The sequence below is a fragment of the Enterococcus cecorum genome (assembly GCF_052119425.1).
GTDB lineage: Bacteria > Bacillota > Bacilli > Lactobacillales > Enterococcaceae > Enterococcus_E > Enterococcus_E cecorum_C.
In genome coordinates this window covers 1-15,252 of the sequence record NZ_JBQKFH010000046.1, presented here as the reverse complement: position 1 = coordinate 15,252, position 15,252 = coordinate 1, and the positions used below count along the sequence as shown (strand labels likewise).

17 protein-coding genes and 1 riboswitch are annotated in these 15,252 nt (G+C 34.6%); of the genes, 15 read left to right on the top strand and 2 right to left on the bottom strand.

The features are described from left to right. Positions 1-144: 144 nt before the first annotated feature. Positions 145-867, bottom strand: coding sequence for a hypothetical protein (locus tag ACTQZM_RS10270; RefSeq protein WP_289538296.1), 723 nt, complete (start codon positions 865-867; stop codon positions 145-147). Positions 868-896: 29 nt separating this feature from the next. Then, positions 897-1,181 carry a hypothetical protein gene (locus ACTQZM_RS10265; protein ID WP_113836975.1) on the bottom strand — a complete coding sequence of 95 codons (285 nt, stop codon included), beginning with the start codon at positions 1,179-1,181 and terminating at the stop codon, positions 897-899. A gap of 199 nt (positions 1,182-1,380) precedes the next feature. On the opposite strand from ACTQZM_RS10265, the gene ACTQZM_RS10260 reads away from it, so the two are divergent. From ACTQZM_RS10260 to ACTQZM_RS10190, 15 genes are all read left to right on the top strand, one after another. Beyond that, a complete protein-coding gene (locus ACTQZM_RS10260) occupies positions 1,381-2,382 on the top strand; it encodes a nucleoid-associated protein (RefSeq protein WP_441653703.1) in 1,002 nt (333 codons plus the stop codon). Positions 2,383-2,419: 37 nt separating this feature from the next. Further along, complete coding sequence (locus ACTQZM_RS10255) at positions 2,420-3,049, top strand: lysozyme family protein (protein ID WP_441653702.1); 630 nt, start codon at positions 2,420-2,422, stop codon at positions 3,047-3,049. Positions 3,050-3,339: 290 nt separating this feature from the next. Then, the gene (dnaG, locus tag ACTQZM_RS10250) at positions 3,340-5,190 is read left to right on the top strand and encodes a DNA primase (RefSeq protein WP_441653701.1); all 1,851 of its coding nucleotides are present in this window, start codon (positions 3,340-3,342) and stop codon (positions 5,188-5,190) included. Between the two features lie 18 nt (positions 5,191-5,208). After that, positions 5,209-6,321, top strand: coding sequence for an RNA polymerase sigma factor RpoD (gene rpoD / locus ACTQZM_RS10245; protein WP_047242425.1), 1,113 nt, complete (start codon positions 5,209-5,211; stop codon positions 6,319-6,321). A 204-nt stretch (positions 6,322-6,525) separates the two neighbouring features. Then, positions 6,526-8,412 carry a cell division site-positioning protein MapZ family protein gene (locus ACTQZM_RS10240; protein ID WP_441653700.1) on the top strand — a complete coding sequence of 629 codons (1,887 nt, stop codon included), beginning with the start codon at positions 6,526-6,528 and terminating at the stop codon, positions 8,410-8,412. Between the two features lie 82 nt (positions 8,413-8,494). Next, positions 8,495-9,193, top strand: a complete 699-nt coding sequence (locus tag ACTQZM_RS10235; protein ID WP_441653699.1) for an AzlC family ABC transporter permease — start codon at positions 8,495-8,497, stop codon at positions 9,191-9,193. Further along, on the top strand, positions 9,183-9,503 hold the full coding sequence (locus tag ACTQZM_RS10230) for an AzlD domain-containing protein (RefSeq protein WP_016252438.1): 321 nt from the start codon (positions 9,183-9,185) through the stop codon (positions 9,501-9,503). The genes ACTQZM_RS10235 and ACTQZM_RS10230 overlap by 11 nt, the downstream gene beginning before the upstream one ends. A 10-nt stretch (positions 9,504-9,513) precedes the next feature. Beyond that, positions 9,514-10,365 (top strand): CvfB family protein, encoded by an 852-nt coding sequence (locus tag ACTQZM_RS10225; RefSeq protein ID WP_441653698.1) that lies wholly within the window; start codon positions 9,514-9,516, stop codon positions 10,363-10,365. Positions 10,366-10,409: 44 nt separating this feature from the next. Then, on the top strand, positions 10,410-10,877 hold the full coding sequence (gene fur, locus ACTQZM_RS10220) for a ferric iron uptake transcriptional regulator (RefSeq protein ID WP_047334048.1): 468 nt from the start codon (positions 10,410-10,412) through the stop codon (positions 10,875-10,877). Between the two features lie 48 nt (positions 10,878-10,925). Beyond that, entirely contained in the window at positions 10,926-11,813 is an 888-nt protein-coding gene (xerD, locus tag ACTQZM_RS10215) for a site-specific tyrosine recombinase XerD (protein ID WP_113836968.1), read from the top strand. Positions 11,814-11,828: 15 nt separating this feature from the next. Next, positions 11,829-12,569, top strand: a complete 741-nt coding sequence (locus tag ACTQZM_RS10210) for a segregation/condensation protein A (protein ID WP_047341212.1) — start codon at positions 11,829-11,831, stop codon at positions 12,567-12,569. A 2-nt stretch (positions 12,570-12,571) separates the two neighbouring features. Beyond that, positions 12,572-13,168: an SMC-Scp complex subunit ScpB gene (gene scpB, locus ACTQZM_RS10205; protein WP_113785205.1), complete on the top strand. Its 597-nt coding sequence runs from the start codon at positions 12,572-12,574 to the stop codon at positions 13,166-13,168. A 17-nt stretch (positions 13,169-13,185) separates the two neighbouring features. Then, positions 13,186-13,902, top strand: a complete 717-nt coding sequence (locus tag ACTQZM_RS10200) for a pseudouridine synthase (RefSeq protein WP_441653697.1) — start codon at positions 13,186-13,188, stop codon at positions 13,900-13,902. Positions 13,903-13,998: 96 nt separating this feature from the next. Further along, positions 13,999-14,133: riboswitch (FMN riboswitch) on the top strand. 72 nt (positions 14,134-14,205) lie between these two features. Further along, entirely contained in the window at positions 14,206-14,391 is a 186-nt protein-coding gene (locus ACTQZM_RS10195) for a hypothetical protein (RefSeq protein WP_060470872.1), read from the top strand. Between the two features lie 78 nt (positions 14,392-14,469). Then, entirely contained in the window at positions 14,470-15,072 is a 603-nt protein-coding gene (locus ACTQZM_RS10190) for an ECF transporter S component (protein ID WP_113785203.1), read from the top strand. Positions 15,073-15,252 lie beyond the last annotated feature (180 nt).

Below are 15,252 nucleotides of genomic sequence, written 5' to 3'. Positions count from 1 at the left end.
TAAGCATCGATTGAAGAAAGAAAAGAAAATAAAAAAAAGAGAGAAAGCATTCATAAAATAACTTTCTCTCCAATTGACTTAATTGCCAACAACACTACTTGACAAAGAGCCTCATTTTTTTGGATTTCACTCGTTTTATTAATATTATCGATTTTCAAGTGGCGTGTTTGCAAAGTCTTCAATCACCGGAATGACTTCAAGTTTTAATTTATATTTACGCTCTAAAGCTGATTCAATGGTGAATTGTCCGACTTGTGAAGTTGAAATGGTTGCTAAAAGACGTTCGTTTGCTGCTTGTTCAATCACTTGAATTTCATCTGCTAATTTTTTGACAGTAAATTTTGGAAAAGCAGTGATTTTTTCAACAAATTCATCGTAACCACTGTGAGTCGCTTTTTCTTTTTCATCAGTAGTATCAGTTGTTGGTGCTACTTCAGCTATTTTTTCTTCTTTTACTACTTCTTGTTTCACTTCTTCTTGCGCAGGTTTAACATCTTCAGTTACTTCAACAGGTGTTTGTTGATTTTCTGTATTCGGACGTTTTGGTGCTTGATACCAATATGTAACGATTTCTTCTACTAAATTTGAACTAAATTGCTCAAATAAGCCTGGTTCTTCATTTTGAATACGTTTAATGATGGTGTCAAACGTTTTATCAAGCGGCACAGTCAATAATTTATCCTTTGTTGTTTGGCCAAGAAATTCGATAAAAAGTTCGTTTTTCCGATTTTTATAAGTGTACACTTTAATCGGCATTTGATATTGGTTTAATGCTTTATTTTCTAATTCACGGAATAATCGATTTTTGGTTTGTTCCATTGATGGTCGAAAATTTTTCAGTAATTTTTTTAAGTTTTTCTTTTTCATAAAAACTCCTTTCAATCGTTCATAAATAATTATTCATCAGACAAAGATGTTTGGTTAGATGTTTCAATCGTTAAATCAGAAAATTTAGGAATAATAGCATAGCAATCCATCTCTTTTTGGTATGCTACAGCCATGTTTTCCCAAGTGAATAATTCATACTTTCCTAAGCGTTGATTTAATTCATTGATAAATTGTTGCTTGGAATAGTTTCTAGCAGGAAAATGTTGAATTTTTTCAGGATAAATCAAAAAGACAAAATCAGCTGAGAAGGCTTTTTTGATATATGCTGGTAATTCTTCAAGTCTTGTATACATGGACCATCCACTTCTTTCCACAAAAAATAAAGCACATCGCTTATTAGTTTATCAATAAATAGGTAAAAAGACAAATATTTTCTTTGACTTTTCATTGCAGTCTCTCTTTTTAAAACTTCATTAAGTCTGTGGATTTTTCTTTTCAAGCAATGAATTTTTAGGTAAACTAGTTAAATGATAAAAAAGAAAGGTTAAACAAATGGATATTTATTTAAAAGAAGCATATTTACATATTGTCGATCGTCAGGCGGGAGATCCAGTGTTATCGGAGTTACCCCTAGATTTAAGTAAAGATTATTTACGTGAATATATCGAAAAGAAAATCACAAAAATGTATTCTCCCCAATCCAAAGCGGGTCAGATTGATTTAGCCAGTGACATCGGGCAAATTCTAGCTCAACAAACAGAACTTAAAATGATGAGTCAGCAATTAGTTAATCTCTGGTATCAAAGCTATCAACAAAGTGAGGAGGCTCCTTCTTGTGATATTATCGTAGCGAAATATGAGCTAGATACGACGCCTTATTTAGCTTTTTTGAAATTGAATTATTCACAAGGGTATACGCATTTTCTAGATCAAACAGAAGAAGGTTTATACAATCAATTTATTTTGCACCAAGCGATTTTACCAAATAAAACGCAAAAAGTCGATGAAGGCGTCATTATAAATTTGCTGAGCTTTGATTTTCAATTGTTAGAGAAACGCTATCAATTTTCAGGTGAGAAAAAGGCCTATTTCTCTACTGAATTTATTGCTCAAGTACCGAGTCTATCTTTGGAGGAAAATGTCAAAGCAATTAAAAAAGTAGCCAGTAAAATCGGCAGTGAGTTTGCCGATGAAGATTATCAAGTCGTGGCAAAGGTCAAACAAGCAATCGTTGAATCCATTGATCAAAATGGTTATATTGAACCGAAAGAAATTGCTGAATCAGTGTTTAAAGAAAACATTACTGCTCAGTTAGCCTTTCAAGAAAAGGTGGCCGAAAAAGGAGTCAGTGCCGCGGCACCTTTAATTGCTAATGTGAAAGAGGTTAGCGAAAAGAAATATAATAAACAAAAGCTTAAACTATCAAACGGTATTGAAATGATTATACCAATGGATGTCTATCAAGATCCTAATTTACTGGAGTTTGTCAATCAACCTGATGGTACGATTTCAGTGATGATTAAAAATGTGGAAGATATATCAACAAAATTATAGTTGTTTTGGGAAATAAACGAAGCGAGCAATCAATACGATGAAAAAAATATTTAAGAAGTTCATGCTGCTGATGCTATTATTTTTCTTATTTTTAGGAGGATTTATCATTTATCAACGCGTTCAAGTGATTAAGCATGTGCGCAGTTATCAAGGGCTTGTCGCAAAGATTACAAAAGAAGCAGGAATTGAAAAATATCAATCGACCATTTTAGCGATAATGATGACTGAAAGTAAAGGAACTGGTCAGGATGTGATGCAAAGTTCTGAAAGTCTCACAAAACAAGTCGGACAATTAGAAAATAAGGAGCAAAGTATTAAACAAGGGACCAAGCATTTCAAAGAATTATTAGATTATGCGCAAGTTCGTGGCTGTGATTATTCTACTGTACTTCAGGCATATAATTATGGGATGGATTATATTGACTATGTGGCCAATCACGGCAAGCACCATACGCAAGAATTGGCAGAAAAATATTCAAAAGAGGTCTTGGCGCCAGCGTTAGGAAATACTGAGGGAAAACGTTATCGATATCTTCATATTTTTTCAATTTTTCACAATGGGGGGTATCTCTATCATAACGGTGGGAACTACTATTATGCCAAAATTGTCAAGTGGAACCAATATCAATATGAAAGTTATGAAAAAATAATTCATTTAATTAAGTGAATTGCTTGAAAAATAGCAAAAACGCGCTTATAATGAATAGTATGGTATATTGTCTAGATTTTGAGAATGAAATCATGCAAAAGTAACACCAACTTGTCTAAGATGACAAATTCGCGTCCTAGCACAAAATTTGAGAAAAATTTCGTCTAGGGCGTGATTTTTATGAGATTTAGATTAAAGGTTAATGCAAATTCATGATAGGTTTAACGCATTTTTTATCATATGTTTGTACATATTTGGCGTAGGTCCTTCTTGTGAAACTTAATCGAATAATGAATGAAGGTGACCAAATGGCAAGAATACCACAGCAAGTTATAGATGAAATCCGTGAGAAAACGGATATTGTAAACATTATTGGGCAATATGTTCAGTTAAAAAAAGCTGGGAAAAACTACTCAGGCTTATGTCCTTTTCACGAAGAGCATACTCCTTCTTTTTCTGTAGCAGGTGACCGTCAGTTTTATTACTGTTTTGGTTGTGGACGTGGCGGAAACGTTTTTAATTTTATTCAAGAATTAGAAGGTGTTAGTTTTCAAGAAGCGGTTGTAAGAGTGGCTGAAATGGAAGGAATTCCGTTAAGTACCCAGTATACGACTGCAGCAAAGCAAGCTAGCCATAATAAAAATGACTACTTATATCAAATGAATCAACAAGCTTGCGAAGTTTATCAACATATATTGAAAAATACCCAAATTGGTGAAGTAGCTCGGACTTATTTAGAAAAAAGGCAGTTAGATAGCGAATTGCTAGAAGAATTTCAAATTGGTTTTGCTCCAGATCGTCGGGATTTCTTGGTTAAAGTTTTTGAGCAAAGAGGATATACTAAAGAGCAAATGGGTGCTTCAGGCCTGTTTATCCAGTTAGAAGATGGCAGGTTCATGGATCGTTTTTATTCACGAGTTATGTTTCCTATTCAAGATGAGCATGGTCGGATTATTGCTTTTTCTGGTCGCTATTTACCAACAAATGATGAGGCAAACGATAAGCGTCAGCCTAAGTATTTGAATAGTCCTGAAGGTGAGATATTTAACAAGCGTGAAGTGCTATTTAATTTACATCGGGCAAAGGGTACTATGCGAAAAAATCAAGAAGTCTATTTATTTGAAGGCTTTATGGATGTTATTGCAGCGTATAAAAGTGGCATTCCCAATGGTTTAGCGTCAATGGGTACTAGCTTAACTGATCAACAAATTCGCCGTATGGATAAATTGGTTAATCAAGTTGTTCTTTGTTATGATGGCGATCAAGCGGGTCAACATGCGATATATCGCGCCGTTTCGCTGTTTGAAGAACAAAGTCAGTTAAAAATTTTAATTGTCAGCCTACCTGACCGATTGGACCCAGATGAATATGTTAAAAAATATGGATCAGAATCTTTTGTTCAATTAGCACAACACTCACGGCAATCAGTTTTTCAATTTATGATGCAATACAAAAGAGCTGGTAGGAATTTAGAAAATGATCAAGAGCAAATTACTTATCTAAATGAATTGCTATTTGAATTGAAAAAAGTCGATTCAGTCATTGAGCAAGATAGATATTTAAATCAGTTAGCACTTGAATTTAATGTAAGTCGCGATGCCTTACAGCAACAACTTTCTGAAATTCAATTACCAAGCTCTATTGCGACGGTGCAGTATGATTTGCCAGTAGAGGAAAATCTGCCAGTTAATCAAGCACCGAAGATTTCCGTTCAAGTAGTTGTGAAAAAAACACAATTACAAAAAGCACAAGAATTATTACTATACCGACTTTTCAATAATCCTACACTGAATCAGCGCTTAAAAGCCGATGAAGTATTTTTCATTGATGAGATTTATCAAGAAATATATGTATTATTTGATAGTATTCTTGATGGTCAGGATACTTTCACTATTCAACAATTTTTGGATGTATTACAGGAAAATCATTTGCGTGGAAAAGTTGTTGAAATTGCGAATATGAATGTTCCAAAAGAAATGAATGAACAAGAATGGCACGATGTTATCACGCTAATAAAGAAACATCGACTTCAAGAGTTACTGATTACAAAGAAAAATGAACAACAATTAGCTAGACAACAGCATCAAACAGATTTAGAATTAAGATTAGCTGTTGAGATTATTCAATTAACGAAACAATTGAAACAAATGAGTCAATAGATGAAAGGGGACTTCTCAATGTCTGAAAAACCACAAAAATCATATGAACAAGCCGTTGACCAATTTATTCGTGAAAATCGCTATAAAGGTCAAGTTTTGTATGATGACTTATCAAACCAATTAGTCGTACCTTATTCTTTAGATGCTGATGCGATGGATCAATTAATTCAAAAAGTAGAAGACTCTGGAATAAGTGTAGTCGATGAAAATGGCGAACCATCTATTCACTCACTTAAAAGCAATCAAAAACATGCAGAAGAAGAGGAAGTAGATGACCGTGATTTATCTGCACCTACAGGAGTCAAAATTAATGATCCTGTAAGAATGTATTTAAAAGAAATTGGTCGTGTTCCATTATTAACAGCTGATGAAGAAGTTTCTTTAGCCTTAAAGATTGAACAAGGCGATCAAGAAGCAAAACAACGTCTAGCTGAAGCCAATTTACGATTAGTAGTAAGTATTGCTAAACGCTATGTTGGACGCGGCATGCAGTTTTTAGACTTAATTCAAGAAGGTAATATGGGCTTGATGAAGGCTGTTGAAAAATTTGATTATCGTAAAGGATTCAAATTTTCTACTTATGCTACTTGGTGGATTCGTCAAGCGATTACGCGGGCGATTGCTGATCAAGCGAGAACTATCCGTATCCCGGTGCATATGGTTGAAACGATTAATAAATTAATTCGTATCCAACGTCAATTGTTACAAGAATTAGGCAAAGAACCTACACCAGAACAAATTGCCGAAAAAATGGAAATGCCAACAGAAAAAGTACGTGAAATTCTAAAAATTGCGCAAGAGCCAGTATCCTTGGAAACGCCAATTGGTGAAGAAGATGACTCACATTTAGGTGACTTTATCGAAGACCAAGAAGCTACTTCACCAGCTGAACATGCGGCTTATGAACTCTTAAAAGAGCAATTAGAAGATGTACTTGATACATTGACTGATCGTGAGGAAAATGTTTTACGTTTACGCTTTGGTATTGATGACGGTCGTACACGTACATTAGAAGAAGTAGGGAAAGTATTTGGAGTAACCCGTGAACGTATTCGACAAATCGAGGCAAAAGCATTACGTAAATTACGCCATCCTTCACGTTCAAAACAATTGAAAGATTTCTTAGAATAATATTTTTTGGACTTACCCTTTCTTTCTTTTTTTGATTGAGGTAAGTCCTTTTGGTTTTCTGTATTTTTAATCAATTTGAAATATAATTTTTTATAAAATGCATTGGTTTTTACTAATAAGTTGTGATAAATTAAAGAATGAGAGTTTAAAAAAGGTATCATTTTAAACTAGTAAATGATTTTATAAAATAAGGAGCGATTTTTTTTGAATAATCGATGCCCAAATTGTGGTTTTGAACCGGTGGAACAAGATTTAATTTGTCCTAATTGCGGGATTGAAATAAAAGAAAATATCACCGAAAAATTGACTCATGATTCGAAAGAAAACAATGTAGCCACGCAAGAAAATGCGTTCATTGATGAAGTAGAAGCAATAAATTTTGAAGACACAAAAGAATTAAATGATGATATCGTATGGTCCGACTTACAAGACGAGCCTATCGGTAAAGTGATGAAAAATTTAGCTGAAGAGCATGATGTTCAATTAGCAGATAATGAAATTGCTGAAATAAATAGCGCACTAACAACTGATAGTGATTTTCCAGATGAATCCGAAACTCAGTTAGCTGATTTTGTGTTGATGCATAAAGAAAAATTGTCAGAAGCACAAAACTCTTCATTAGAAGAAAATCCAATTTTGGCGAGTTATCTTGAAATGCATAACGCAAATAAAGAGACGAAAAAGCAATTAGGGGAATTAGATGATTCGACTAATCCAGATAATGAATCATTGGATAATCATGATGTAATTGAGAATCAAAAGGCGAATCGTCCTCAATTTGATTCGGATTATATAGAAGATACATTACCGGAATCCGATGAGGATCCTATAGCTCTTGCCATGAAAAAAATTGATGAATTTAATCAACCAAAATCCTCATTTGAACAAGAAAGTGAGAGTGACAATGAGACTTCATCAAAAAAATGGCGTAATATTGCACTTGTTGGAGCGACAGTATTACTAGTTGGCGGAGGGTTTTATTATTCACATTACCAACGTCAGAAAGATAGTGAACAGCATATAATTGAACAAATAAATAAACAGGTAAGTCAATTAGCCAAAAAAATAAACAATCTATACACTACTAAACAAGCATCATATTTAAAGGATTCTGTAACGTTGGCAGAGATTAATGAACTTGAAAAAGAGTTGAAAAATTTTGATGGTCAAAAAGATTATCAGAAGCTTAAGAAGCAATTAGCGGATGCAAAAGAACAATTGCTAAAAGTACAGGAAATTAATGATTACTTTACTTCACCAGTGTTAAAAGAAGGTAAGTTGAATAAACACGCAGCTTTAGATTATTCGAAGAAATTTGATATGAAGTTGATTAGTAACCCTGAATCTTCCTTTGATAAGTTAGCAAACGAAGCTATTCTATTTGGACAAAAAGCATATACAAATTATGAAAAAGCCCAAACAGCAACTAAAGAACTTTCAGATGGTTATAAAAATGGGATATTAGCAAGTTCAGTAACTCGTGAAAAATATCAGCAGGCCAAAAAATTAGTTGAACAATTAGTAGACAGTAAGCAAAAGGATGAGATGGAAAAACAACTGCAGACAATTGATCAAGCACTTACTAAAAATGAGCAAGCTGCTAAAAAAGATGATGCTGAAAGTTCTCAGAATCCAAGTAATTCTGATGGAAAATCTACACAAGCAGCAACTTCAAGTCCTGTAGTACAGATTCAATCTAATCCTGTCAATACACAACCAATTTATACTTCTAGAATTAATGAGCAAAGTGAAATCTTGTCTCCACAGAGTACGCATCAAAACGCTAATCAACCCTTGATTGCTAGTCGACCTTCTGATTTGCAAGATGTGAATAATTCTGCATGGCAATGGGCTGATGGTGTACAGGATCGTGTATTACAAGCTTGTATCAGTAGAGGCTATATTGTAAGCGGTGGTTACGTTCTTGAACGTGTACGTATTGAAAATCAGGAAGGTTACTATAATTTGTTTGCAGTAATGCCGAGTGCAAAATTCCCAAATGCAAGTAGCAAAAACCCAATTTATGTTGTAACTATTAATTGTAAAACTGGATTTTATAAAGGAAATGGTAATGACCACACGATTCGCTAGTCGTGATAAATAATTTCATATTGCCAGAACTCTCTTTTTTCGATATGATAAGAACATCATATTTGAAAAAGGGAGTTTTTTTATGCAGTTAGGTTTAACATTTAGGCAAGGTGTGAAAGATTGTTTACCTACTGTACTAGGTTATATTGGTATTGGTTTTGCCATGGGAGTGGTAGGTAAAGGTGTAGGTCTATCAGTGATACAAGTAGGAATGATGTCGATTCTGGTCTATGCGGGTAGTGCCCAATTTATTATTTGTGGTCTGTTAGCTTTAAATGCACCAATATCTAGTATTGTATTAACTGTCTTTATGGTCAATTTTCGCCATTTTTTGATGAGCTTATCAGTAGCCCAACATTTTAAACAAGTAAATTTATTCAATCGCATCGGTTTAGGAACGTTATTAACAGATGAATCCTATGGGGTCTTAACGGTCGAATTATTAAAAAATAAAAGCGTGACGAGTCAATGGATGCACGGACTTAATCTAACGGCCTATCTGAGTTGGATTTTTGCGACGATGGCGGGGGCATTATTTGGTGGATTCATCCATAGTCCTGAAACATTTGGCTTAGATTTTGCACTCGTTGCGATGTTTTTAGGGTTATTTTTATTCCAGGTAGAACGATCATTCAAACCAAAAACATTACAAACAAGTATTTTACTTATAAGTATTTTTAGTTCATTAATCCTTTTGATGCGCCTTTTCTCAGCTGAGGTGGCTGTATTAGCTTCTACATTAATTGGTTGCTTTGTGGGGGTGATGATGCATGAGTCTTGATTTTCTAGTACTGATGGCTTTATGCGGCTTAGTCACTTGGCTACCAAGAATTTTGCCATTTGTATTTTCTAATAAAATTCATTTTCCTAAAAAGATAGAACTGTTTATGAGTTATTTACCTTTAAGTATTTTAGCTGCCCTTTTCTTCCAAAGTTTGTTTACCTTTCATGAAAATCAGTGGCCAGAGTTGAAAATTCCTGAATTGATTGCTTGTATTCCCACGCTTTTTGTAGGATACTATAGTAAGGATTTAATGAAAATTGTCGTGACGGGTATTATATCGATTGCTTTGATCAGATTATTTTTATAAAGGAGAATTTATGAATCATTTATTAGCAACTATCATCAGTGGTTTAGTTATTGATGAAAATGAAAATTATTATTTTGTTCAAAAAGAGGGGCAAACTTTTCGCTTACATAAAAATGAAGTACAAACCTCTCTTGGTCAGATGGTAGAAGGGTTTACTTATGTGAATCAAAAACAACAATTAGCGATGACGACTAAGATTCCTAAGGTGCGTCAAGGTCATTATGCCTTTAGCAAAGTGACTGAAGTGCGTAAAGATTTAGGGGTATTTTTAGATATTGGTTTACCAGATAAAGAGGTGGTACTATCCTTAGATGAATTACCAACTTTAACCAATCTTTGGCCAAAAGTAGATGATGAACTCTTAGTTGGTTTACGTATTGATGATAAAGATCGTATTTGGGCAACTTTGGCTGATGAAAAAATCTTTAAAGCTATGAGTAGAAAAGCGACGGAGCAAATGCATAATCAAGATGTGAAAGCCCGGGTTTATCGTCTAAAAATGGCCGGTACCTATGTATTAACACAAGATTATTATTTAGGCTTTATTCATCCAAGTGAACGCTATGCTGAACCTCGCTTAGGAGAATTAGTCGATGCACGGGTCATTGGTTTACGTGAAGATGGTGTGTTATATTTATCAATGAAGCCAAGGAGTTATGAAGCCATTTCTGATGATGCACAAATGATTTTAGCTTATCTAAACCAATCCACGACGAAATCTATGCCATATACAGATAAGAGTTCACCAGAAGAAATTAAACAATTATTTGGTATTAGTAAGGGTCAATTTAAGCGTGCATTAGGTCATTTGATGAAACAAAAATTAATTGAACAAGTTGACGGCAAGACAAATCTACTATAAAATTTTTATTGAGCATTTTGTGTAAATGGTAGGGGGTACATGTCATGAATACAATGGCAACCTTAAATAAAATAAAGAAAATGTTGCATGATGCGGGCTTTAAATTAACACCCCAGCGTGAGGCAACGTTATTAGTTTTGCTTGAAAATGAGAAAGATCATCTCTCAGCAGAAGAAATCTACTTTTTTGTCAAACGTAAAAATCCTGATATTGGCTTAGCTACTGTATATCGTACGTTAGAAATCTTAACGGAATTAAAAGTGGTGGACAAAGTTAGCTTTAATGACGGTGTTGCACGTTATGATTTAAGAAAAGAAGGTGCCAAACGTTTCCATCATCATCTTCTTTGCTTAGAATGTGGTAATATTGAAGAGATTGAAGAGGACTTATTAGGAAGCGTTGAGGAAGTCGTGGAAAAAAGATATCATTTTCTAGTAAAAGATCATCGCTTAACTTTTCATGGCATCTGTAAAAACTGTCAAGAAAAACATCAATTGGAAGGGAGAAGTTAAAGGAATTTTCCTTACTTCTGCCCTTTTTTCAGGATAGGGGTTTATAAGATGGAAACTCAATTGCAGGCATATCTTCATTATTTAACGACCGAAAAACATTTAGCTCAAAATTCATTAGTGAGTTATGAACGAGATTTAAAGCATTATTTTGCATTTTTAAAAGAAAAAGAAATTACCGATTTAGAGCAAGTGCAAAAAGCCCATGTACAGCAATTTTTACGCAAATTACAAGAGGATAAGCGTGCGACTTCTTCTATTATGCGGATGTTAAGTAGTATCAAAAATTTTCATTTATACTTACAACTCCAACAAATCACTACACATAATCCAGCAAGTAGCATCGAAATGGCAAAACTTGCGCCTAAAGTTCCCGAGTATTTGACGATTGAAGAAGTGAATCAATTATTGCAACTGCCAGATACCAAAAGTTTACGTGGCGTTCGTGATCGGGCTATTTTAGAGTTGTTATATGCTACAGGTTTAAGGGTCAGTGAGTGTATCGCCTTAAAGGTTGAAAATGTACATTTAGATTTAGCCTATCTTGAATTTGAAGGAAAAGGGCAAAAAGTGCGTATATTACCCTTGGGCAGTGAATGTGTCAAATGGTTGAGAAAGTATCTATACCATGTACGGCCATCTTTAATGAATCATCAAGAAAATCAGATTCTTTTTTTAACCCAACAAGGAAAAGCATTTACAAGACAAGGCCTGTGGAAAAATATCAAGCAATATGTCGCGCAATCAGGTATTCAAAAGGTTGTAACCCCACAGACTTTGCGGCATAGTTTAGCCATCCATCTTTTACAAAATGGCGCTGATTTAGCCAGTGTGCAAGAATTACTTGGACATGTGGATTTATCAACGACACAAATGTATGTGCAAGCAACAAAGCGCCGATTAAGTGAATCTTATCAACAATTTTTCCCTAGAGCATAGAAATGAGGTATCTATTTGGAATTACAATTTAAGCTTGAAGGTTTTGAAGGACCTTTAGACTTATTATTACATTTGATAAACAAGTTAGAAATTGATATATATGATATTCCAATTGCTGAAATCACGGAGCAATATTTAGAATATCTTCATGCCATGCAGACTTTTGAATTAGAAATTGCTGGTGAATATATTGTGATGGCGGCAACCTTGATGGCGATGAAAAGTAAAATGTTATTACCAACGCAACAAGTGGATTTTGATGAAGACTCGCAATATGAGGAAGACCCAAGAGAAGCTTTAGTGGAGCAATTATTGGAGTACCGTAAATATAAATATGCTGCTAAAGAATTATCTAAAAAAGCAGAGGAACGGAGCCAATTTTATACGAAACGCCCCACTGATTTACAGGAGTACCAGCAAGAAGTACGCCTAGATTTAAATCAAGTGAATACCATTGATTTGTTTTTGGCTTTTCACCATATTTTGGAAAAACAAAAGCGTAAAATGAATGTCGAGGCTACCGTGGTGGCAGATGAGTTTAGTATTGAAGATAAGATGGTCGAAATTCAAGAAAGATTGTTAAAAGTCCCAATAAAGCAAGGCGTCACACTAGATAGTTTATTAACAACGTATAATCGTAGCGAAATCGTGATTACTTTTATGGCATTATTGGAATTGTTAAAACATCAACAAATTAAAGTACAACAAGCAGCAAGTTATGAGCCATTATATTTGTATCGAGTAGAGGAGGTGTAATTTTGGATATTAGTCAATTGGAAGCTTTATTATTTGTGGCAGGCGATGAAGGGATGAGCATCAATGAACTCAGCTATGTTCTTTCCTTATCCACTGAACAAGTATTTGCAGGCTTAGTACAATTAAATCAAAAATATAAAGAAGATGAAACCTGTGCCATTGAACTGAAAGAATATGCTAACCGCTATATGATGACGACCAAGGGAAAATATCAAAACCTTTTACAAAAATATAGTCAGTCACCAATGGCTGCTCGATTATCTCAAGCTGCTTTAGAAACTTTGGCTGTAATCGCGTATAAACAGCCTTTAACGCGTATGGAAGTAGATCAAATTCGAGGGGTTAATTCCAGCGCATCTATCCAAAAATTACTAAACTTTCAGCTAATTGAAGAAAAAGGTCGCTTAGAAGCACCGGGTCGCCCTAGAATATATGGCACAACAGCTTATTTTATGGATTATTTTGGCTTGAAAAATATAGAAGAGTTACCAGATATTTCCGAAATGGAAGCTGATTTAGCGCAAAATCAAACGCAGTTATTATTTAAAGGATTGGCCGAAGAGGAAGAAGGAAATCCTGATAACCTAGAACAAGAATAATGGAAGAGAGGAAAACGATGGAAAGACTACAGAAAGTAATTGCTCATGCTGGGGTGGCTTCTAGACGTAAAGCTGAGCAACTGATTTTAGATGGCAAAGTGAAAGTGAATGGTCAGACAGTGACGACACTTGGCATAAAAGTTAACGCTACTGACGAAGTAAGTGTCAATGATGTCCCCATTTATCAAGAAGAACCTGTTTATTATATGTTTTATAAACCACGTGGCGTAATCACAGCTGTTGAAGATGATAAGGGCCGTGCCGTTGTGACAGATTATTTCACCGATGTGACGCAAAGAATTTATCCGGTGGGAAGATTAGATTATGATACATCAGGTTTGCTTTTATTAACGAATGATGGTCAGTTTGCCCAACGTTTAACACATCCTAAGCATGAAGTGGAAAAAACATATGTGGCTAAAGTCAAAGGTTTAGCTGATTCTAAAAAGCTTTATCCATTAACAAAAGGTTTACGCCATGAAAAAGTGAACTATGCGCCGGCTCGCTATGAGATTTTATCTACCAATCAAAGCAATGGAACAAGTATTGTGAAATTAATGATTCATGAAGGAAAAAATCACCAAGTCAAAAATATGTTCAAAGCTTTAGATTTACCGGTGATGAAATTAAAACGTGAAGGTTATGGTGATTTAACGTTAGGTAATCTTCGTCCAGGTCAATATCGCCCATTAACTAATAAAGAAGTCAAACATTTGCTGCATTTATCAAAATAACCATTTGTAATTTATTTCACATAAATTGTGCAAAAAGGTTGTTTTATTTTTGAATAGGTGTATAATATAGCTGAACTTGAAAAAATATAGAATAAGGTTCGTCTTCAGGGGCAGGGTGTAATTCCCGACCGGTGGTGATAGTCCACGACCTGTTCAGTAAGTTTACTTATTGAATGGCTGAGCTGGTGAAATTCCAGTACCGACAGTATAGTCTGGATAAAGAAGATTGGCGTATTTGATTTACTCTATTTTTGTGTAATGATGTACCCTATTTTTCCCCTGGAAAAATAGGGTATTTATTTTATGGATGTGAAGCGACTTGTTCAGTCACGAGCGGATAAGGTTTTCCAACACGTCGGGAAAGTCGAAAAAGATAAGACTTTTCCAGACGGGGTGGCTTATACGTCGAAGTGGCTAGTCGCTGAACACAGATTACATTATGGATGTGAAGCAGTTATGTTAGCTGCGCAGCTATTTTTAATGAAGTAAACGATTTCTTATTTACACAAAAAGGTAGTTAGATAGGTTCATTCATGGAGATGAATCCTTGTAAGGAGGATTAATTTTATGAAGAATAGTAGAGTTCAAAAATTAGTGGGGGTAGCTGTTTTAGCTGCGATGGCGTTAGTATTACAATATTTAGCTTTTCCAATACTTCCAGCCTTTAGTTTTCTTAAGATTGATTTTAGTGATATCCCAGTCTTATTGAGCATGTTTTTATTCGGTCCACTAGCGGGTGTGAGTACGGCATTTATTCGTTCGTTCTTGCATCTATTAACGACAGGGATTGCTGATCCAGCCAATATGGTTGGTGATGTAGCTAGTTTTTTAGCTAGTATGGTTTTTGCTTTACCGATTTTTGTGTTCTTCAAGGATACGACTAAAAAATCAAATCGTTATTTAGGTTTATTTATAGGAATTTGTTCATTAACTGTATTCATGAGTGTGGCAAATTATTTTGTGATTACACCACTTTATTTACATTTCTATTCACTGTCTGCCAATCAAATGCTAGGAATGGCTTTAAGTAAGTATATTGCAATTGGCATTGTACCTTTTAATCTCATTAAGGGCGCCTTTGTTTCTGTTGTTTTTGTAGTATTGCATGCGAAATTACTACCTTGGCTTTCACGTAAAACGCTTCGAAAAACAAGTATAAATATTCATTAATAAAAAATTAACGGCTCTTTGTCAAGTAGTGTTGTTGGCAATTAAGTCAATTGGAGAGAAAGTTATTTTGGCTCTTTGTCAAGTAGTGTTGTTGGCAATTAAGTCAATTGGAGAGAAAGTTATTTTATGAATGCTTTCTCTCTTTTTTTTATTTTCTTTTCTTTCTTCAATCGATGCTTA

What these genes read in the sequence shown, in the direction of transcription:
- ACTQZM_RS10270 (WP_289538296.1), bottom strand. Translation starts at nt 867, where the DNA reads ATGAAAAAGAAAAACTTAAAAAAATTACTGAAAAATTTTCGACCATCA.
- ACTQZM_RS10265 (WP_113836975.1), bottom strand. Translation starts at nt 1,181, where the DNA reads ATGTATACAAGACTTGAAGAATTACCAGCATATATCAAAAAAGCCTTC.
- ACTQZM_RS10260 (WP_441653703.1), top strand. Translation starts at nt 1,381, where the DNA reads ATGGATATTTATTTAAAAGAAGCATATTTACATATTGTCGATCGTCAG.
- ACTQZM_RS10255 (WP_441653702.1), top strand. Translation starts at nt 2,420, where the DNA reads ATGAAAAAAATATTTAAGAAGTTCATGCTGCTGATGCTATTATTTTTC.
- dnaG (WP_441653701.1), top strand. Translation starts at nt 3,340, where the DNA reads ATGGCAAGAATACCACAGCAAGTTATAGATGAAATCCGTGAGAAAACG.
- rpoD (WP_047242425.1), top strand. Translation starts at nt 5,209, where the DNA reads ATGTCTGAAAAACCACAAAAATCATATGAACAAGCCGTTGACCAATTT.
- ACTQZM_RS10235 (WP_441653699.1), top strand. Translation starts at nt 8,495, where the DNA reads ATGCAGTTAGGTTTAACATTTAGGCAAGGTGTGAAAGATTGTTTACCT.
- ACTQZM_RS10230 (WP_016252438.1), top strand. Translation starts at nt 9,183, where the DNA reads ATGAGTCTTGATTTTCTAGTACTGATGGCTTTATGCGGCTTAGTCACT.
- ACTQZM_RS10225 (WP_441653698.1), top strand. Translation starts at nt 9,514, where the DNA reads ATGAATCATTTATTAGCAACTATCATCAGTGGTTTAGTTATTGATGAA.
- fur (WP_047334048.1), top strand. Translation starts at nt 10,410, where the DNA reads ATGAATACAATGGCAACCTTAAATAAAATAAAGAAAATGTTGCATGAT.
- xerD (WP_113836968.1), top strand. Translation starts at nt 10,926, where the DNA reads ATGGAAACTCAATTGCAGGCATATCTTCATTATTTAACGACCGAAAAA.
- ACTQZM_RS10200 (WP_441653697.1), top strand. Translation starts at nt 13,186, where the DNA reads ATGGAAAGACTACAGAAAGTAATTGCTCATGCTGGGGTGGCTTCTAGA.
- ACTQZM_RS10195 (WP_060470872.1), top strand. Translation starts at nt 14,206, where the DNA reads ATGGATGTGAAGCGACTTGTTCAGTCACGAGCGGATAAGGTTTTCCAA.
- ACTQZM_RS10190 (WP_113785203.1), top strand. Translation starts at nt 14,470, where the DNA reads ATGAAGAATAGTAGAGTTCAAAAATTAGTGGGGGTAGCTGTTTTAGCT.